The sequence below is a fragment of the Pseudomonas sp. Leaf434 genome, from assembly GCF_001425545.1.
In the GTDB taxonomy this organism is placed as follows: Bacteria; Pseudomonadota; Gammaproteobacteria; order Pseudomonadales; family Pseudomonadaceae; genus Aquipseudomonas; species Aquipseudomonas siliginis.
The window spans coordinates 586,638-604,947 of the sequence record NZ_LMQZ01000009.1 but is presented as its reverse complement, the minus strand read 5'-3'; the positions used below and the strand labels follow the sequence as shown (position 1 = coordinate 604,947).

Sequence of the window (18,310 nt, the reverse complement as noted above, 5' to 3'; positions counted from 1 at the left end):
TTCGCGAGCAGGCTCGCTCCCACAGGTTTTGTGCTTGGCTCCAGGATGTGGGAAATAATGAGCATCCGCTCAATATTCAGCACAAAAACCACGTATCCTGCGCGCCCCGTTCAACCATCACGTCGCGAGGACAGTTTGTCTAAAGGTATCGCTCTATCGGTTTCAGCCTCCGTGCTGTTTGCCGTCATGTATTACTACACGTCGCTGCTGACCCCTCTGAGCGGCGTGGAAATCTTCGGCTGGCGCATGCTTCTGACCGTGCCGTGCATGACGGTGTTCATGCTGGTTTCCGGGGAATGGCGGCGGGTGCTGGAGCTGTTCCGATTGATGGCAGCCAGGCCGAAGCTGATTGCCGGGCTGCTGGTTTCTTCAGCCCTGCTCGGGGTTCAGCTGTGGCTGTTCATGTGGGCACCGCTCAATGATTACAGCCTGGATGTATCACTGGGCTATTTCCTGTTGCCACTGGCGATGGTGCTGACCGGGCGGATTGCCTATGGCGAGAGCCTGTCTTACCTGCAGAAAATCGCGGTATTTTTCGCCAGTCTTGGCGTGTTGAACGAGCTGTATCAGGTTGGCGGATTTTCCTGGGCGACGCTGATGGTCGTGGTCGGTTATCCGCTGTACTTCGTACTGCGCAAATACCTGCAAACCGACAACCTCGGTGGCCTGTGGGTCGACATGACCCTGATGCTGCCGGTCGCCTACTGGTTTGTGCAGGGCGGCGAACAGGGCCTGGCCGTGTTCGATCAATATCCGGGGCTGATGTGGCTGATTCCACTGCTCGGCCTGATCAGTGCGTCCGCGCTGGTGGTGTATATCATCGCCAGCCGCTTGCTGCCGTTCAGTCTGTTTGGGTTGTTGAGTTATGTCGAACCGGTGCTGTTGCTCGCGGTGGCATTGTTGCTGGGAGAGAGCATCAAGTCGGGCGAGTGGCTGACTTACATCCCGATCTGGCTGGCGGTTGTGGTGCTGGTGTTCGAAGGCTTCAAACACTTGATGCGCCAACGCCGCTCTTGAATGCAACACAAGACAAATGTGGGAGCGAGCCTGCTCGCGAAGTCGTCAGACCAGTCAACATGAGTGTTGAATGAAAGTCCGCATTCGCGAGCAGGCTCGCTCCCACAGGTTTTGTATGAAGCAAAAAAATCCCGGCCCTGCATTTCTGCAGGCCGGGATTTTTTCATTTCAGATTACTCGGTGGTCAACACACCACGACGCACCTGGTCACGCTCGATCGATTCGAACAAGGCCTTGAAGTTGCCCTCGCCGAAGCCATCGTCGCCCTTGCGCTGGATGAATTCGAAGAACACCGGCCCCATCAGGGTTTCCGAGAAAATCTGCAGCAGCAGACGCTTGTCGCCCTGCTCCGATGCGCCATCGAGCAGGATGCCGCGCGATTGCAGCTGATCGACCGGCTCGCCGTGATTCGGCAGGCGACCTTCGAGCATTTCGTAGTAGGTATCCGGCGGCGCGGTCATGAAGCGCATGCCGATTTTCTTCAGTTGATCCCAGGTCTTGATCAGGTCGTCGGTGAGGAACGCGACGTGCTGGATACCCTCACCATTGAACTGCATCAGGAACTCTTCGATCTGCCCGGCGCCCTTGGACGACTCTTCGTTGAGCGGAATGCGGATCATGCCATCCGGTGCGGTCATGGCCTTCGAGGTCAGGCCGGTGTATTCGCCTTTGATGTCGAAGTAACGGATTTCACGGAAGTTGAACAGCTTCTCGTAGAAGTTCGCCCAATAGGCCATGCGACCGCGATAAACGTTGTGGGTCAGGTGGTCGATGATCTTCAGGCCGGCACCGACCGGGTTGCGATCAACGCCTTCGATGAACACGAAGTCGATGTCGTAGATCGAGCTGCCTTCACCGAAACGGTCGATCAGGTACAGCGGCGCGCCGCCAATGCCTTTGATTGCCGGCAGGTTCAGTTCCATCGGACCGGTCTCGATGTGAATCGGCTGGGCGCCGAGCTCCAGCGCGCGCGAGTAGGCCTTCTGCGAATCCTTCACGCGAAACGCCATGCCGCAAACGGACGGGCCGTGTTCGGCGGCGAAGTACGAGGCGACGCTGTTGGGTTCGTTATTGAGGATCAGGTTGATTGCGCCCTGACGATACAGGTGCACGTTCTTGGAACGGTGGGTCGCGACTTTGGTGAAGCCCATGATCTCGAAGATCGGCTCCAGTGTGCCAGGAGTCGGCGCTGCGAACTCGATGAATTCAAAGCCCATCAGGCCCATTGGGTTTTCGTATAAATCTGCCATGGTGACGCCTCATCATTTCTTATCAATTAACCAGGGTTATTTGTCAGGAAAGTGATGTGGAGGGCGGCGCGCAGGAGATGCCACGCACGCTGCGCGCGAGGAAGTCTCCGTAGATCAGTTGAAACCCGAATATCTTCATTGTCGACCCAAGGCTCTTGCGGGCGAGGCTTCTGCTGCCAGAAGACGATTATTATTGTATGCGTAACCCGATTCTACACAGCGTAACCAGACCTGTCTGCCCTCTGTATAAAATCCGCTTTTTTACCTACGGCGCAAGCGCCATCTGCCATCTATTCTCCTCTCTGGCTCAATTGTTTATCGGGTCGGATTTTTAAACCACAGGATGTGTCCATGCCACTGACCCACCGATCCCGCCGCAAACGCAGCACCCGAATCGCCGTGACTTTGCTCAGCGGTCTGCTGCCAATCGTTCTGGGCAGTGGGATTCTTTATATGCAGGCAAAACGAACGCTGGAGCAAAGTGCCGGGGAAACGGCCGAACAAGCGTTGCAACAGTTCGATCTGATGCTCGACAACACGGCAGAAGCCGCTCGGGTTCTGCTGCCTCTGGCCGGGAAAAATTGCGAAGACGTGAAACTGGCCCTGCGCGAACAAGTGACCCGCCGCCCCTTCGTGCGCTCGACCAATCTGGTCTGGGACAACACGCTCTACTGCAGCTCACTGTTCGGGCAGTTCAAGGAAGCGGTCAATGCCGGGGACTATCATCAAGGCAAACTGTGGTTGATGAACGGCAATCCCGTCACTCCCGACACGGCATTGTTGATCTACCGCCTCAGCGACGGTCGTGGCGGCGCGCTGACCACGCTTGATGGTTATCACCTGAGCAACATCCTGCGCCTGATCGGCCGCCAGACATTACTGATGTTGCAAGTGGGCGATAACTGGCTGTCCGCCGACGGCAGAGTGCATCAAGGGCCCCTGCCCGCTTTGCCAGTCGCGCATAGCATGCTCGAATCCGAACGATACGGTTTCAACGTGTCGGCGGGTTTCCCCGAGGGAGAAACCTGGCGTTACATGGCGGCCAATTATCCGCCGTTGTTCAGCCTGCTGATATTTTTCGGCGTGATCTCGGGCGCCATCGGCCATGTCGTGCAGAAACGCTCGAACTCGCCCAGTCACGAAATGCTTCGCGCACTCGAGGCCGGGGAATTCATTCCTTATTTCCAGCCGGTGGTTCACGGTGACAGCAAGCAGTGGTCCGGCGCTGAAGTGCTGATGCGCTGGAATCACCCGAAAGAGGGCCTCGTACGCCCGGATCTGTTCATTCCATTTGCCGAGCATTCAGGCTTGATCGTGCCGATGACCCGCGCGCTGATGCAACAGACTGCCGCCCTGCTGGGACCGCATTCTGCGGCCTTCGCCAAACCTTTCCATATCGGCATCAACATCACTGCCAGCCATTGCAAGGATCTGGAACTGGTCGAAGACTGTCGCGACCTCCTGGCGGCGTTTGCGCCCGGCAGCGTCGAACTGGTGCTGGAATTGACGGAGCGCGAGCTGATCGAACCGAATGAGATGACCCTGCAACTGTTTGAGCAATTGCACGCACTTGGAGTGAAAATCGCGATCGACGATTTTGGTACTGGCCACTCAAGCCTCGGCTACTTGCGCGCCTTCAAGGTCGACTTTCTCAAGATCGATCAGAGCTTTGTCGCCATGATCGGCATCGATGCGCTATCACGACATATTCTCGACTCCATCATTGAACTGTCGGCAAAGCTGGATCTGGCCATTGTTGCCGAAGGTGTCGAAACACAGGCCCAAGCCGATTACCTGACGGAGCATCAGGTGGATTTCATGCAAGGCTATTTGTTTGCCAAGCCAATGCCGGCAGCAGATTTCATCAGCGCATTAAGTGATCGTTAACTCATTAGCATAGCCCGTCCAACAACCGCACCAAATTGATACAAAAAGTCATTGTTGTTACATGGCGACAACATCAGGATTTACTCTTGTCGCATTAACTACTACAATTTTTTCAACCTGAGCCAGACTGACAGGTGAGCCAATTATCACCGAGTCGCTTCCAGGCTCTTGGCTTATAGCTTTGTTTGCGGTTGGTATCAGCCAAACACACTATTGGAGTAAAGATATTGTCCAGACTCGCTGAATTTCGCGCAGCTGAAAAGGCCCTTCAGGAACAGCTCAAACAGCTGGAGTCACTGAAGAATGACGCCGGGCTCAAGAAAGAAATCGAATTCGAAGAAAAGCTCCAGGGACTGATGAAAACCTATGGCAAAGGCCTGAAAGACATCATCGCCATCCTCGACCCGAACCCGGCGAAGTCCGGTCTGCAGGCCGCCCCAGCGCCGAAGACCCGCCGCGCCCGCGTCGTCAAGGTTTACCAGAACCCGCACACTGGCGAGCTGATCGAAACCAAGGGCGGCAACCATCGCGGCCTGAAAGCCTGGAAAGAACAGTACGGTGCGGCCACCGTGGATTCATGGTTGCGCGGTTAATCTGACGCCAACAAAAAGCCCTGCGCGATGCAGGGCTTTTTTATTGACAATATCTAACAAATGAAATGATTTTCATCGAACAAGTTAGAAAAATGTGTAACGTTACTGAGTCATCACGCTAAACATTTTGCTGCGCGATGTTGCTGCAAACGATGAATCAAACTTTGTGCTTAATCCTTTCCGGCATTCATAACACCGCGAGTTAGTACGGACGTTTATAATTTCAGGCTGTTACGTGCCGCCTCTATGTCGTCGGCGCTCGCCTTATAAACCTCAGCCTGACCGGCATATGAAAGTACATAAACCTTGTCTGTTTCCACGGCGGCCACCAGCGTTTGTGATAATACGTGCCGGCCGTTCTCGGTGATCGTGCAGGTCGTCTCCAACCCGGTCAATGATCCGAGCGCAGCCGGATGGATTCGGTTGCAGACGCTCTGATAACCACTGCGGAAGAAATCCTTCTGGATGGACTTGCGCATCTCCAGCAACACGCCTTGCAAATTGACCTGATGCCCCGGCTCCACTTGCGTCATGGTCAACTCCATCACCATCACCTGATTGCCGTCGGCATCGAGCTTCACCGCCCTTTGCCGCGAGACTGGCGGCGCGGTATCCGGCAACATTTCAACCTTCCAGCCCGCCGGCCAGGTGATGCTCGGTTCGGCCATGGCCGGGAAAACCACGGCCAATGACAAAGCAAAAAAAACAAACACGGATTTGAACAGTCGGATCATTGCCGGACGCACTCGAAGGTAGAGAGCAAAGTCTGAGCCCCGCCCTCGCGCAGGGCAAGCCCGCCTTGCATTTGGCGATGCCGGCCGGCATGCGTATCATTGCGCCCATTCACTCGCCCATTGTTATTGGAGGGCCCATGAGCCTCAACGAACTGAACACTTTCCCCGGCGTGACCGCCACGCCAGACAGCGCAACCCGCAACTTCGTGTTCAACCACACCATGCTGCGCGTGAAGGACATCACCAAGTCGCTGGATTTCTACACCCGCGTCCTGGGTTTCTCGCTGGTCGAGAAGCGTGATTTTCCGGAAGCCGAATTCAGCCTGTACTTCCTTGCGCTGGTCGATAAAGCGCAGATCCCGGCCGATGCTGCTGCGCGTACCGAATGGATGAAATCGATTCCAGGCATTCTCGAATTGACCCACAACCACGGTACCGAAAACGATGCCGACTTCGCCTATCACAATGGCAACACCGATCCGCGTGGCTTTGGTCACATCTGCATTTCGGTGCCGGACATCGTCGCAGCGTGTGCACGCTTTGAAGAGCTGGGTTGCGATTTCCAGAAGCGCCTGACCGACGGCCGGATGAAGAGCCTGGCGTTCATCAAGGACCCGGATGGCTACTGGGTCGAGATCATTCAGCCTGCGCCGCTGTAAAAGCTGAAAGCCCCTCACCCTAGCCCTCTCCCAGAAGGAGAGGGGACTGATTGCGGGATGTTGGAGAATTACGCCGACTTGAACGATTGGCGGTGAATTCATAATCGACCGGCTCTCTCAGGTCGATGGATGACTTCAGACACCTCGGTCGGCTCCCTCTCCCTCGGGAGAGGGCTGGGGTGAGGGGTGGCTTTCCACGCGCAATAAAAAACCCATGATCGCTCATGGGTTTTTTCGTTTCCGACCTGGCAGTTACGCCGGGGCCGAAGTCCGGATCAAGTGATCGAACGCACTCAGCGAAGCCTTGGCGCCCTCGCCCACTGCAATCACGATCTGCTTGTACGGCACAGTCGTCACGTCACCCGCTGCAAAGATCCCCGCAATGGAAGTCTCGCCACGGTTGTCGACAATGATCTCGCCACGCGGCGACAGCTCGATGGTGCCCTTCAGCCAATCGGTGTTCGGCAGCAGACCGATCTGCACGAAGATGCCTTCCAGCTCAACCGTGCGCAGTTCATCGGTAGTGCGGTCCTTGTAGCGCAGGCCGTTGACCTTCTCGCCATTGCCGGTGACTTCAGTGGTTTGCGCACTGGTGATCACGGTAACGTTCGACAGGCTGTGCAGCTTGCGTTGCAGCACGGCGTCGGCACGCAGTTGCACGTCGAATTCCAGCAGCGTTACGTGCGCCACGATACCGGCCAGATCGATCGCCGCTTCAACGCCGGAGTTACCGCCGCCGATCACCGCTACGCGCTTGCCCTTGAACAGCGGGCCGTCGCAGTGCGGGCAGTACGCCACGCCTTTGTTGCGGTATTCCTGCTCGCCCGGAACGTTCATTTCGCGCCAGCGTGCGCCGGTCGCGAGAATCACGCTCTTGGCTTTCAGGGTTGCACCGCTGGCGAAGTGGACTTCATGCAGCTCGCCATTCTTGCCCGGGATCAGCTTGTCAGCGCGTTGCAGATTCATGATGTCGACGTCGTACTGCTTGACGTGTTCTTCCAGCGCCGTGGCCAGTTTCGGCCCTTCGGTTTCCTGCACGGAAATGAAGTTCTCGATGGCCATGGTATCCAGCACCTGACCGCCGAAGCGCTCAGCCGCGACACCGGTGCGGATGCCTTTACGTGCGGCGTAGATAGCGGCCGAAGCACCCGCCGGGCCACCACCAACGACCAGCACGTCAAAGGCTTCTTTGGCGCTGATCTTCTCGGCCTGACGCTCAATAGCGCCGGTGTCGAGTTTGGCGAGAATTTCCTCCAGGCCCATGCGGCCCTGACCGAAGTTTTCGCCATTGAGGTAGATGCTCGGCACAGCCATGATCTTGCGATCGTTGACTTCGTCCTGGAACAGCGCGCCGTCGATGGCGACGTGGCGGATATTCGGGTTGAGCACGGCCATCAGGTTCAGCGCCTGAACGACGTCCGGGCAGTTCTGGCAAGACAGCGAGAAGTAAGTCTCGAAGCTGAACTCGCCTTTGAGCGAGCGGATCTGCTCGATCACTTCAACGCTGGCCTTCGACGGGTGGCCGCCGACTTGCAGCAGGGCCAGCACCAGCGAGGTGAATTCGTGGCCCATTGGAATGCCGGCGAAACGCAGACTGATGTCGGCTCCGGGGCGATTGATCGAGAACGATGGCTTGCGGGCATCGTCACCGCTGTCGATCAGGGTAATTAGGCTCGAAAGACTGGCAACGTCTTTCAGCAGGTCCAGCATTTCACGGGATTTCGCACCGTCGTCGAGGGATGCAACGATCTCGATCGGTTGGGTGACCCGTTCCAGGTACGATTTCAACTGGGCTTTAAGATTGGCGTCCAACATACGGGCGATTTCCTTTATTTGAGGCGAAAAAAAGCCCGAGCGAATCTCGCCCGGGCATTTTTATTGGGCGGTGCAGCTAACTTAAGAAGGTGCGGCGTGCCGCCCTGCATTGCATGTCACAGACTTAGATCTTGCCGACCAGGTCCAGCGACGGAGCCAGAGTGGCCTCGCCTTCTTTCCACTTGGCCGGGCAAACTTCGCCTGGGTGTGCAGCGACATACTGAGCAGCCTTGATTTTGCGCAGCAGCTCGGAAGCGTCACGGCCAACGCCGCCATCGTTCAGTTCAACGATTTTGATCTGGCCTTCAGGGTTGATCACGAAGGTGCCACGGTCAGCCAGACCAGCTTCTTCGATCAGCACGTCGAAGTTGCGCGAGATGACGTGGGTAGGGTCGCCGATCATGGTGTATTCGATTTTGCCGATGGCTGGCGAAGTGTTGTGCCAGGCAGCGTGAGCAAAGTGGGTGTCGGTCGAAACGCTGTAGATTTCCACGCCCAGCTTCTTGAACTCAGCGTAGTTGTCAGCCAGGTCTTCCAGCTCGGTTGGGCACACGAAGGTGAAGTCGGCTGGGTAGAAGAACACTACGGACCACTTGCCTTTCAAGTCAGCATCCGAGACTTGAACGAAGTCGCCGTTTTTGAACGCGGTAGCTTTGAACGGTTTTACTTGGCTGTTGATGATAGGCATCGATGACTCTCCGTCAGGGGTTATGAAGTTGATGGGTGAATCCTACCCACTCACTCGACGGAAGGCTCATTGGCAAACCTGATACTGCTGATTTGTTTTCGCTATTAGCTGACTGTATTAATAGAAGAAAACGATCTCTACGGCTGATCCGGCTTATCCATAATCCGAGCCATTCCCTGGAATGGGCTGACCTCAACATAGCGCATGGCGGATTTCATGTCCTTCCAGCCAACATAACTCATCAACGATTTCAGGTCCCAGCCGCTTTGATGCGCCCATGTGGCAAAGCCACGCCGCAGTGAATGGCTGGTGTAGTTGGCGGCGGCAATCCCGGCGCGCTGCAACGCCTGTCTCAACAGCGGAATGATGCTGTTGGCGTGCAGCCCCTCCTCGCTCAGATTGCCCCAGCGATCAATGCTGCGGAACACCGCGCCGCGTACCAGCGCAGCCTCTGTAATCCAATCGATATAGGCCTGCACCGGGCACAGCTTCAGCAGCGCCGGGGCCTGGTAGGTCTGCCCGAGGTTCTCCCGGTCGCCCTTGCTGCGCGGCAGATACAGAGTGATGCCCTTGCCAGCGCTCGCCTGCACATGCTCGATTTGCAAACGGCACAATTCGTCGCTACGAAAGCCGCGCCAGAAGCCCAACAGAATCAGCGCGCGATCCCGATACGCCTTGAGCAAGGTCGGGCGGTCCTGTTCTTCCCGGGCCGTCTGCACCTCCTGCTCAAGCCAATCGATCACGCGCTGCAGATCCTGCAATTGCAGCGGCTCAGCCTGTTTTTCCTGCGCAGGGTGCAAAGCACGGATGCCCTTGAACACCTTGCGCACCACTGGCGCCTTGGTCGGATCGGCAAAACCCTGACTGTTGTGCCACTGCGCCAGCGCCGACAGACGCAGCTTCAGCGTGTTGATCGACAACACGCCAGCGTGTGCCACCAGATATCGCGCAACGCTGTCGGCAGTAGCCGGCAGAAATCCGCCCCACGTCACCTCGAAGTGCTCGATGGCCATGCGATAGCTGCGGCGAGTGTTGTCCCGGGTGGCGGCTTGCAGATATCGATCAATGTCGCTCATGGGCAGTTTTCTCGCTGGCGTACGGGTTCAGGCATGCAGAGGCGCATTTTGCCCCCTGACATTGGGTAATACCAGTATATCCCGCCTGTTTTACCTTAACGATTTACCTATATTTTCAGCATGGTACACTGTGTACATCAGTGGCATGTACCACAGTACGTAAACGTAGGAGTTCACATGGCCCGTGGCGGCATTACCAAAGCACTGGTGCAAATCGCACGCACAGCGATCCTGGCTCGCGGCGAACACCCAAGCATCGATGCAGTACGCATTGAAATGGGCAACACCGGCTCGAAAACCACGATCCATCGCTATCTGAAAGAACTGGACGACGGCGCCCAGCCGAATGAGGCGTCGGCAGAACCGATCGATGATGAGCTCACCGCCCTCGTCTCTCGACTCGCCCAGCGCCTGAAAGAACAAGCACAGGAACCCATCGAGCAAGCCCGCGAACAGTTCGAGGAACAACGCCAAGCACTGGAAGCCGAGCTGAAGCAGACGCGCCAGGCGCTGGAAAAACTCGAGCATGAGCACGACATTCAAGGCGCCGCGCTGCAACGCGAATCCGAAGCGCTGAGCAACACCCGCTCGATGCTGCAAACCGAACAGACGCGCAACGCCGGCCTCAACCAGGCATTGGCCGACTTTGAATTGCGCTTGCAGGACAAGGACGAACAGATCCGCTCACTGGAAGAGAAGCACCTGCACGCCCGCGATGCGCTTGAGCATTACCGTAACGCAACCAAGGAACAGCGCGAGCAGGAGCAGGCCCGCCATGAAGGGCAACTTCAGCAGATACAGGCAGAATTGCGTCAAGCCCAGCAGAGCGCGTTGGTGCGCCAGGACGAGATCACGCAGTTGCACCGTGACAACGAACGCTTGCTCACCGAAAACCGTGGCACTCAGCGCGAGCTGAATCTTGTGCAGGATCAGCTCAAGCACAGCAATCAGCGTCAGGATCAGTTGCTCGAGCAGGCCACGCGCATGGATAGCGAGCGCACCCTCCTCCAGGAACGTCTGCGCGTGGCGGCACTGGAAAGCCAGGCGCTCAAGCAGAGCGTCGACGAACAAACGCAGCTCAATCAGTCATTGGAAAAGGAATTGCTCAAGGTTCAGGCAAGCCTTGAAGACAGCCAGCGTCTGGCGGCTACCGTTGCGGCAGCGCCAGACTCGGCCAAAGCGACAGATGCTTAAGCGCTGACCGGCGTACGCATGGTGACGAACTCTTCGGCGGCCGTCGGGTGCACCCCGATGGTGTCGTCGAAGTCGCGCTTGGTCGCGCCGGCCTTCAAGGCGATCGCCAGACCTTGCACGATCTCGCCAGCGTCCGGGCCGACCATGTGGCAGCCAAGCACCCTGTCGGTTTTGGCGTCGACCACCAACTTCATCAGGGTTTTCTCCTGGCAGTCAGTCAGGGTCAGCTTCATCGGCCGGAAGCGGCTCTCGAAAATAACCACCTCGTGGCCGCACTCGCGCGCTTCTTCTTCGCTCAAACCGACCGTGCCGATGTTCGGCAGGCTGAACACGGCGGTCGGAATCATCTTGTAGTCCACCGGACGGTATTGCTCCGGCTTGAACAGACGCCGCGCCACGGCCATACCTTCGGCCAGAGCGACCGGGGTCAGTTGCACGCGACCAATGACGTCGCCCAGCGCCAGAATCGACGGCTCGGTGGTTTGATACTCGTCGTCGACTTTGATAAAGCCCTTGTCGTCGAGCTGCACATCGGTGTTTTCCAGGCCCAGATTGTCCAGCATCGGACGGCGGCCGGTGGCGTAGAACACGCAGTCGGCTTCGAGTACGCGACCATCCTTGAGCGTCGCCTTCAAGCTACCGTCGGCCTGCTTGTCGATGCGCGCAATGTCGGCATTGAATTGCAGATCGAGGCCACGCTTGGTCAACTCCTCTTGCAGATGCTTGCGCACCGCACCGTCGAAGCCGCGCAGGAACAGATCGCCGCGATACAGCAGCGTGGTGTTGGCGCCGAGGCCATGGAAAATTCCGGCGAACTCGACGGCAATATAACCGCCGCCGACCACCAGCACACGCTTGGGCAGCTCTTTGAGGAAGAACGCTTCATTCGAACCGATCGCATGCTCATGCCCCGGAATTTCAGGGATCTGCGGCCAGCCGCCGGTGGCGATCAGAATGTGCTTTGCGGTGAAGCGCTCGCCATTAACCTCGACCTCGTGCGGCCCGACGATTTTCGCGTGCGCCTCGTGCAGGGTCACGCCACTGTTGACCAGCAGATTGCGATAAATGCCGTTAAGGCGATTGATCTCGCGATCCTTGTTGGCGATCAGCGTGGCCCAGTCGAAGTTGGCTTCGCCCAGGTTCCAGCCGAAACCGGACGCCTGCTCGAAGTCCTCGGCAAAGTGCGCGCCGTAGACCAACAGCTTTTTCGGCACGCAGCCGACGTTGACGCAGGTGCCGCCCAGGTAACGGCTTTCGGCCACCGCCACTTTCGCCCCGAAGCCGGCGGCAAACCGCGCAGCCCGCACACCGCCGGAACCGGCACCAATCACATAAAGGTCAAAATCGTAGGCCATTTCTATCTCCTCGGCAGGCCATCAGCATACCCGCAGCCATTCATTGGGCAAGCACTGCCATCCATATAAGGGCGGAAAATGAAAAAGCCACCCGAAGGTGGCTTTCTTTTGCAGACGAGGCAGATGCTATTAGTAAGCTTTGCCAGTCTTGTAGAAGTTTTCGAAGCAGAAGTTGGTCGCGTCGATGTAGCCTTCAGCACCACCGCAGTCGAAACGCTTGCCCTTGAACTTGTAGGCCATGACGCAGCCGTTCTGGGCCTGCTTCATCAGGGCGTCGGTGATCTGGATTTCGCCGCCCTTGCCTGGTTCGGTCTGCTCGATCAGATCGAAGATGTCCGGGGTCAGGATGTAACGACCGATGATCGCCAGGTTCGACGGCGCGTCTTCCGGCTTTGGCTTCTCGACCATGCTGTGCACGCGGTAGATGTCGTCGCGGATCATTTCGCCGGCGATGACACCGTACTTGTTGGTTTCCTGCGGATCGACTTCCTGGATCGCGACGATCGAGCAGCGGAACTGCTTGTACAGCTTGACCATCTGGGTCAGTACGCCGTCGCCGTCGATGTTGACGCACAGGTCATCCGCCAGGACCACGGCGAACGGTTCGTCACCGATCAGTGGGCGGCCAGTCAGGATTGCGTGGCCCAGACCTTTCATTTCGGTCTGACGGGTGTAGGAGAACGAGCACTCGTCCAACAGCTTGCGGATACCGACCAGGTACTTTTCCTTGTCGGTGCCCTTGATCTGGTTTTCCAGCTCGTAACTGATGTCGAAGTGGTCTTCCAGAGCACGCTTGCCACGGCCGGTGACGATGGAGATTTCCGTCAGGCCCGCGTCCAGTGCTTCTTCAACGCCGTACTGGATCAGTGGCTTGTTTACCACCGGCAGCATTTCTTTAGGCATGGCTTTGGTCGCTGGGAGGAAGCGAGTGCCGTAACCGGCTGCTGGAAACAAGCATTTCTTGATCATATAAGTCCTTGAAAAGGCTGTGTGTACGAGTTTCGGGGCAGTCTAATCAGGCGGCGTGCGCCTTACAATGCCCCGCGCTGGCTAACCGATGCCAACATAGAGAAATATTCGCTCGGATAGTTCCATCCGGGTATTTCAGCGGCGGCGTCAGCGTAGCTCAAGATCCGGGCAAACAGGATCACCATACGCTTATCAGCCCCCATTGCGAGCATTTGCCGCTATCATGGCGCCTTTGAACCAGCGAATGAGACAGACTAGATGGCTGCGGTAAAAATCATCAACGGGTATGTGATCGACAAGAAAGACGGCAAGTGGACGCTGACCACTACCAATGGCGAACATATCGCCGGGCCTTTCGACAGCGAGCAGATGGCAACAGATGTGGCCTCGGTGTTCACTGATACGCCTGCTTCTTCCAAGCGCCGAGGCAAAGATCAGGACTGATCCTTTTAGCACTTGCGCCAAGCCCTGCCAGCATGCAGGGCTTTTTTGTGCTTTGTTGGCAAACAAGTGGCCAATCGCTATAACCTTTTCATCGCGGCGCTGTCAGAGCAACCAGTCCCCCACTTGAAGACCTCGCAACCATGAACCTGAACAAACTGCAGCCGCTTTTCGCGGTATTGGTACTGAGCGGCTGTGCCACTTCGCAGCCCACCTATCTGAACAATGGCGAACAGGGTCTGAGCATCGACTGTTCCGGCGAAGCCAACTCATGGGCCATGTGCTACGAAAAGGCCGATGCCTCCTGCGCCGGCACCGGCTATCGCATCGTCGGCACTGATGGCACACCGGCGCCCAAGGAAGATGACAAAACCCTGGGCGTTGACATTGGCAATTACAAGACCCGTAACGTCGTGGTCGTCTGCAAGTAAACCTTACATGTGGATTTCGGCGAATTTGATCCCGAGGCCACGGACGACCTCGATCAGGTCGTCGAGCCGATTGAAGGACTCGACCTCGTCATTGTCATCCACCAAAAAGTAGCTGCGCCCTGCACTCTTCTTGAAAAACACGATCCATTCACCCGGATTCGCCGGGTTCTGGATGACATGAGTGGCAGAGATAAGGCCCTCTGCGTGGCGCTCCCGCACGTGCTCTCGCTTCATTGCGACTCCATATATGACAATGCCGCCACAGCAGGACTGTGACGGCATCGGGTGCTGATGTTCGCTAGTCTATCAGCCGGAAATACAGGCGTTCGCAGCTTTCTGTACATCGCGAGGGCGAACCGGCACGTTGGACATCCGCTCATGCAGCTTGATGCTGCTGCCGCCGGCGCGATCTTCGATATCAAACACGGCTGCCGGGCCTGACGAAAGTTTGCCGGGAACGATGACTCGTACACCGTCCTTCTGCGGCTGGACTTGCAACGCACCACGACTGTCAGCGAGCTTGTCGGTCAGACACTGCGCATACTCCTGGGGCTTTTTGCCGGAGATCACGCTCATGGTTGGCAGCGTTTCATTGATTTCGGAAACATTTGCACAACCGGCCATCGCCAGAATCAACGGCACACACACCACACCCCACTTCATATAAATCCTCCGTTAAAGACCGTCCGACAGCACAAATGCCGCTTTTCTCCGGGGCCTTGTGCATTTAACCCGCCCGCCATGGCGAAGTTCTGTTCAAAATTTGTCAAAGCAACGCCCGACGGCCAGATAATAACCCGTGCGGGCTGATAAACTGCGCCCATCGACAAGCTATCGTTTTGATTTAGTAGAAAAAGCCCTTCTGGAGGCGCCCATGAAATTCATTCACCAGCGCGAGCACCTCAACGAAGACGACATCGTCGTCATTCAATGCTCGCAGATGTGCAACATCCGTTTGATGAACGACGCCAACTTCCGCAGCTTCAAAAACGGCGGCCGTCACACCTACCACGGCGGCGCGTTCGACACGTTCCCGGCACGCATCACTGCGCCGAGCACCGGCTTCTGGAACATCACCATCGACACCGTCAACCGCCGCGCAATCAGCGTGACGCGCAAGCCGACGCTGACCCACTCGATCAAGATCATCCGTCGCTCCAGCACTAAACTGAGCTGAGACGCGCAGCCTATTCTGAAAGGGAAACATGACCGTGGCGCAAAAAACCAAATACGTGATCAAGTACAAACTGGACGGTGAACAGCGTTTCGAATTCGCTGAACTGGAAACCGGCACTGACGAGGAAGCGAAGGCGGCGCTGAAGAAAATGCACGCTGACGAAGAGCTCAGTGACATCAAGGTCAGCAAAGCGCTGTAACCAACACCATGCAACCGACCACGTTTGACCTGTTCGCCGACAACGAACCCGTACAGCAAGCCCGCGCCGAGCAGATCGGCGAACAATCGTGGGTGCTGCGCGGGTTCGCCTTGCCGCAGGTCGAGCAACTGCTGACCGGGCTCGACGCCATTCTTGCCGCCGCCCCGCTACGCCACATGGTCACGCCCGGCGGTTTCAGCATGTCGGTCGGCACCAGCAGTTGCGGACAGCTGGGCTGGATCACCGATCGCAGCGGTTACCGCTATTCCAGCGTCGATCCACTCAGCGGCTTGCCGTGGCCGTCGATGCCGGCGGTGTTTGCCGATCTGGCGCACGAGGCGGCGGAACGCGCCGGGTTTACGGATTTTCAAGCCGACTCCTGCCTGATCAACCAGTACGTCCCCGGCGCCAAGATGTCGCTGCATCAGGACAAAGACGAAAAAGGTTATGCCGCGCCCATCGTTTCGCTGTCGCTAGGTTTGCCGGCAATGTTTCTGTTCGGCGGCTTCGAACGCAGCGATAAAACCCAGCGCATTCCGCTGTTGCATGGCGACATGGTGGTCTGGGGCGGCGTGGACCGCCTGCGCTATCACGGCGTGCTGCCAATCAAACCTGGCCGTCACCCGCTCTTGGGCGAGCGGCGCATCAACATCACCTTCCGCGTCGCGGGCGTTCAATAAAAGTTTGACCGCAAGGCGCGGAGTGTTGCGGGTTACGATGCTGGTTAACCTGACTCAAACAGGTCAACGGATCCCCTCTCATGGACACGCTTTCGAAGACAATCAGCATTGAGCACGATCCTCGCTGGGCCGCTGTGGTGGCGCGCGATCCGCGTGCCGACGGGCAATTTGTCTATGCGGTAAAAACTACTGGTGTCTATTGCCGGCCGAGCAGTCTTGCGCGCCTGCCGAAACCGCAGAACGTCGAGTTTTTCGACAGCGCCGAACTGGCCGAAGCTGCCGGGTATCGGCCAAGCAAACGCGCCAGCAAGGATCAGAGTGATGCGCAGCATGCAGCGATCGTGGCTGCAGCCTGTCGGCAGATCGAGACCTGTGAGACGCTGCCGGCGCTCAACAACCTCGCGGCCACCGCTGGCCTCAGCCCTTTTCATTTCCACCGGCTATTCAAAGCCGCGACCGGCCTGACGCCCAAGGCTTACGCCACGGCGCATCGCTCACGCAAACTGCGTGCGCGCCTGGCGGACGGCGGCTCGGTGACCGACGCGCTGTATGACGCTGGCTTCAATTCCAACAGCCGCTTTTACGAATCAGCCGATCAACTGCTGGGCATGAAGCCCACCGACTATCGCGCTGCCGGGCAGAACAACGACATTCGCTTTGCCGTTGGCCAATGCTCGCTGGGGGCGATTCTGGTGGCGCAAAGCGAACGTGGGATCTGCGCGATTCTGCTCGGCGACGATCCGCATCAGCTGGTCTGCAACCTGCAGGATCAGTTTCGCAAGGCCAACCTGATCGGCGCCGACCGCGAATTTGAACAGTTGATCGCCAGCGTCGTCGGCTTTGTTGAAGCGCCCGCGACGGGCCTGAACTTGCCGCTGGATATACGCGGCACAGCGTTTCAGGAGCGCGTCTGGCAGGCGCTGCGTGAGATCCCCGCAGGCAGCACCGCAAGTTACGCCGAAATCGCGCAACGCATCGGCGCGCCGACTTCGATGCGCGCCGTGGCCCAGGCTTGCGGGGCCAACCGTTTGGCGGTGGCGATTCCCTGCCACCGCGTGGTGCGCAGTGACGGCAATCTTTCCGGCTACCGCTGGGGCGTCGAGCGCAAACGCCAACTGCTTGAGCGCGAACTCAACGATTGACGTCGACCACCACCCTGCCCCGCAGTTGCCCGGCGAGTAATCTGGGCGCGGCCTCAAGGGCTTCGCTCAAGCTGATTTCGTGACTGATCAATTGCAATAACGAGAAATCCAGATCCTTGGCCAGTCGGCCCCAGGCCTCGATACGGCGCGCCTTGGGCTGGGTCACGCTGTTGATCCCGGCCAGCGTTACGCCGCGCAGAATGAACGGTGCTACCGAGGCCGGGAAATCCATGCCTTGCGCCAACCCGCATGCCGCGACCACGCCTTCCGAGCGTGTGCTGGCGCAAGCATTCGCCAGCGTATGACTACCGACCGAATCGACCACCGCCGCCCAGCGCTCTTTCGCCAACGGCTTGCCCGGTTCGGACAAGGTGGCTCGATCGATGATTTCGGCAGCACCCAATTGCTGCAGGTATTCATGCTCGGACACCCGCCCCGTGGACGCCACCACCCGATAGCCCAAATTGCTGAGCAAGGCGATGGCAAAGCTGCCGACCCCGCCATTGGCGCCGGTGACCAGCACTTCGCCGTGATCCGGTGTCAGGCCATGGCGCTCCAGCGCCAGAATGCACAGCATTGCCGTGTAGCCTGCGGTGCCGATGGCCATGGCTTGCGCCGGCGTGAAAGCTTCGGGCAACGGAATAAGCCAGTCACCATTAAGCCGAGCCTTTTGCGCCAGCCCGCCCCAGTGGCTCTCACCGACGCCCCAGCCGTTGAGCAACACTCGGTCGCCCGCCTTGAAATCGGCATGCGAACTGGACTCGACAGTCCCCGCCAGATCGATCCCCGGAACCATGGGGAACTTGCGCACCACCGGGCTGCTGCCGGTGATCGCCAGGCCATCTTTGAAATTCAGGGTGCTGTACGCGACGTTCACGCTGACGTTGCCTTCGGGCAGTTGCTGCTCATCGATTTGCTGCAGATTGGCGCGATAACCGCTGTCATCTTTGTCGATCAGAATGGCATTGAACATGACGGCCTCTCGAAAATAATGGGAAGAAAG

The 18,310-nt window shown here is 57.8% G+C and carries 21 protein-coding genes; 11 read left to right on the top strand and 10 right to left on the bottom strand.

Annotated features, from left to right (window positions below; all coding sequences use genetic code 11):
- The first annotated feature begins 135 nt into the window (after positions 1 to 135).
- Entirely contained in the window at positions 136 to 1,017 is an 882-nt protein-coding gene (rarD, locus tag ASG55_RS20135; RefSeq protein WP_056789655.1) for an EamA family transporter RarD, read from the top strand.
- Positions 1,018 to 1,190: 173 nt separating this feature from the next.
- On the opposite strand, the gene hppD is transcribed toward rarD, so the two are convergent.
- Positions 1,191 to 2,267 carry a 4-hydroxyphenylpyruvate dioxygenase gene (gene hppD, locus ASG55_RS20130; protein ID WP_016774910.1) on the bottom strand — a complete coding sequence of 359 codons (1,077 nt, stop codon included), beginning with the start codon at positions 2,265 to 2,267 and terminating at the stop codon, positions 1,191 to 1,193.
- Positions 2,268 to 2,618: 351 nt separating this feature from the next.
- Between hppD and ASG55_RS20125 the strand changes: the two genes are divergently transcribed.
- The gene (locus ASG55_RS20125; protein WP_056789651.1) at positions 2,619 to 4,154 is read left to right on the top strand and encodes an EAL domain-containing protein; all 1,536 of its coding nucleotides are present in this window, start codon (positions 2,619 to 2,621) and stop codon (positions 4,152 to 4,154) included.
- A 227-nt stretch (positions 4,155 to 4,381) separates the two neighbouring features.
- The gene (locus ASG55_RS20120) at positions 4,382 to 4,747 is read left to right on the top strand and encodes a histone-like nucleoid-structuring protein, MvaT/MvaU family (RefSeq protein ID WP_041480175.1); all 366 of its coding nucleotides are present in this window, start codon (positions 4,382 to 4,384) and stop codon (positions 4,745 to 4,747) included.
- Positions 4,748 to 4,962: 215 nt separating this feature from the next.
- Here ASG55_RS20120 and ASG55_RS20115 read toward each other — a convergent pair whose 3' ends face one another.
- Complete coding sequence (locus ASG55_RS20115) at positions 4,963 to 5,481, bottom strand: DUF4946 domain-containing protein (RefSeq protein WP_056789648.1); 519 nt, start codon at positions 5,479 to 5,481, stop codon at positions 4,963 to 4,965.
- 137 nt (positions 5,482 to 5,618) lie between these two features.
- Here ASG55_RS20115 and gloA point away from each other — a divergent pair, with 137 nt between their 5' ends.
- Entirely contained in the window at positions 5,619 to 6,140 is a 522-nt protein-coding gene (gloA, locus tag ASG55_RS20110; protein ID WP_039762746.1) for a lactoylglutathione lyase, read from the top strand.
- A 252-nt stretch (positions 6,141 to 6,392) separates the two neighbouring features.
- Here the strand turns inward: gloA and ahpF are convergent, their stop codons facing one another.
- The 3 genes from ahpF to ASG55_RS20095 all read right to left on the bottom strand — a co-directional run bounded on the left by ahpF (position 6,393) and on the right by ASG55_RS20095 (position 9,719).
- Positions 6,393 to 7,955, bottom strand: coding sequence for an alkyl hydroperoxide reductase subunit F (gene ahpF, locus ASG55_RS20105; protein ID WP_056789644.1), 1,563 nt, complete (start codon positions 7,953 to 7,955; stop codon positions 6,393 to 6,395).
- 124 nt (positions 7,956 to 8,079) lie between these two features.
- Positions 8,080 to 8,643, bottom strand: coding sequence for an alkyl hydroperoxide reductase subunit C (ahpC, locus tag ASG55_RS20100; RefSeq protein ID WP_016774916.1), 564 nt, complete (start codon positions 8,641 to 8,643; stop codon positions 8,080 to 8,082).
- A 137-nt stretch (positions 8,644 to 8,780) separates the two neighbouring features.
- Positions 8,781 to 9,719 carry a site-specific integrase gene (locus ASG55_RS20095; protein WP_056789641.1) on the bottom strand — a complete coding sequence of 313 codons (939 nt, stop codon included), beginning with the start codon at positions 9,717 to 9,719 and terminating at the stop codon, positions 8,781 to 8,783.
- 177 nt (positions 9,720 to 9,896) lie between these two features.
- Between ASG55_RS20095 and ASG55_RS20090 the strand changes: the two genes are divergently transcribed.
- Positions 9,897 to 10,913 carry a DNA-binding protein gene (locus ASG55_RS20090; protein ID WP_056789637.1) on the top strand — a complete coding sequence of 339 codons (1,017 nt, stop codon included), beginning with the start codon at positions 9,897 to 9,899 and terminating at the stop codon, positions 10,911 to 10,913.
- Here the strand turns inward: ASG55_RS20090 and gorA are convergent.
- Positions 10,910 to 12,268, bottom strand: coding sequence for a glutathione-disulfide reductase (gene gorA / locus ASG55_RS20085; RefSeq protein ID WP_056789635.1), 1,359 nt, complete (start codon positions 12,266 to 12,268; stop codon positions 10,910 to 10,912). The genes ASG55_RS20090 and gorA overlap by 4 nt on opposite strands.
- Before the next feature lie 129 nt (positions 12,269 to 12,397).
- A complete protein-coding gene (gene galU / locus ASG55_RS20080; RefSeq protein ID WP_024013124.1) occupies positions 12,398 to 13,237 on the bottom strand; it encodes a UTP--glucose-1-phosphate uridylyltransferase GalU in 840 nt (279 codons plus the stop codon).
- 258 nt (positions 13,238 to 13,495) lie between these two features.
- Between galU and ASG55_RS20075 the strand changes: the two genes are divergently transcribed.
- Both ASG55_RS20075 and ASG55_RS20070 read left to right on the top strand, forming a co-directional pair.
- Positions 13,496 to 13,681 (top strand): hypothetical protein, encoded by a 186-nt coding sequence (locus ASG55_RS20075; RefSeq protein ID WP_016774922.1) that lies wholly within the window; start codon positions 13,496 to 13,498, stop codon positions 13,679 to 13,681.
- A gap of 140 nt (positions 13,682 to 13,821) precedes the next feature.
- Complete coding sequence (locus ASG55_RS20070; RefSeq protein WP_056789632.1) at positions 13,822 to 14,109, top strand: hypothetical protein; 288 nt, start codon at positions 13,822 to 13,824, stop codon at positions 14,107 to 14,109.
- 3 nt (positions 14,110 to 14,112) lie between these two features.
- Here ASG55_RS20070 and ASG55_RS20065 read toward each other — a convergent pair whose 3' ends face one another.
- Positions 14,113 to 14,343 carry a hypothetical protein gene (locus ASG55_RS20065; RefSeq protein ID WP_016774924.1) on the bottom strand — a complete coding sequence of 77 codons (231 nt, stop codon included), beginning with the start codon at positions 14,341 to 14,343 and terminating at the stop codon, positions 14,113 to 14,115.
- Between the two features lie 72 nt (positions 14,344 to 14,415).
- Positions 14,416 to 14,772, bottom strand: coding sequence for a hypothetical protein (locus tag ASG55_RS20060; protein WP_016774925.1), 357 nt, complete (start codon positions 14,770 to 14,772; stop codon positions 14,416 to 14,418).
- Positions 14,773 to 14,983: 211 nt separating this feature from the next.
- On the opposite strand from ASG55_RS20060, the gene ASG55_RS20055 reads away from it, so the two are divergent.
- The 4 genes from ASG55_RS20055 to ada all read left to right on the top strand — a co-directional run bounded on the left by ASG55_RS20055 (position 14,984) and on the right by ada (position 17,307).
- Complete coding sequence (locus ASG55_RS20055; RefSeq protein ID WP_007912251.1) at positions 14,984 to 15,286, top strand: DUF1883 domain-containing protein; 303 nt, start codon at positions 14,984 to 14,986, stop codon at positions 15,284 to 15,286.
- Between the two features lie 28 nt (positions 15,287 to 15,314).
- Positions 15,315 to 15,485, top strand: a complete 171-nt coding sequence (locus ASG55_RS27030) for a hypothetical protein (protein WP_016774926.1) — start codon at positions 15,315 to 15,317, stop codon at positions 15,483 to 15,485.
- An 8-nt stretch (positions 15,486 to 15,493) separates the two neighbouring features.
- Positions 15,494 to 16,165: a DNA oxidative demethylase AlkB gene (gene alkB, locus ASG55_RS20050; protein WP_056789629.1), complete on the top strand. Its 672-nt coding sequence runs from the start codon at positions 15,494 to 15,496 to the stop codon at positions 16,163 to 16,165.
- An 80-nt stretch (positions 16,166 to 16,245) separates the two neighbouring features.
- Positions 16,246 to 17,307 carry a bifunctional DNA-binding transcriptional regulator/O6-methylguanine-DNA methyltransferase Ada gene (gene ada, locus ASG55_RS20045; protein ID WP_056789627.1) on the top strand — a complete coding sequence of 354 codons (1,062 nt, stop codon included), beginning with the start codon at positions 16,246 to 16,248 and terminating at the stop codon, positions 17,305 to 17,307.
- Here the strand turns inward: ada and acuI are convergent.
- Positions 17,297 to 18,280: an acrylyl-CoA reductase (NADPH) gene (acuI, locus tag ASG55_RS20040; RefSeq protein ID WP_056789624.1), complete on the bottom strand. Its 984-nt coding sequence runs from the start codon at positions 18,278 to 18,280 to the stop codon at positions 17,297 to 17,299. The genes ada and acuI overlap by 11 nt on opposite strands.
- Positions 18,281 to 18,310 lie beyond the last annotated feature (30 nt).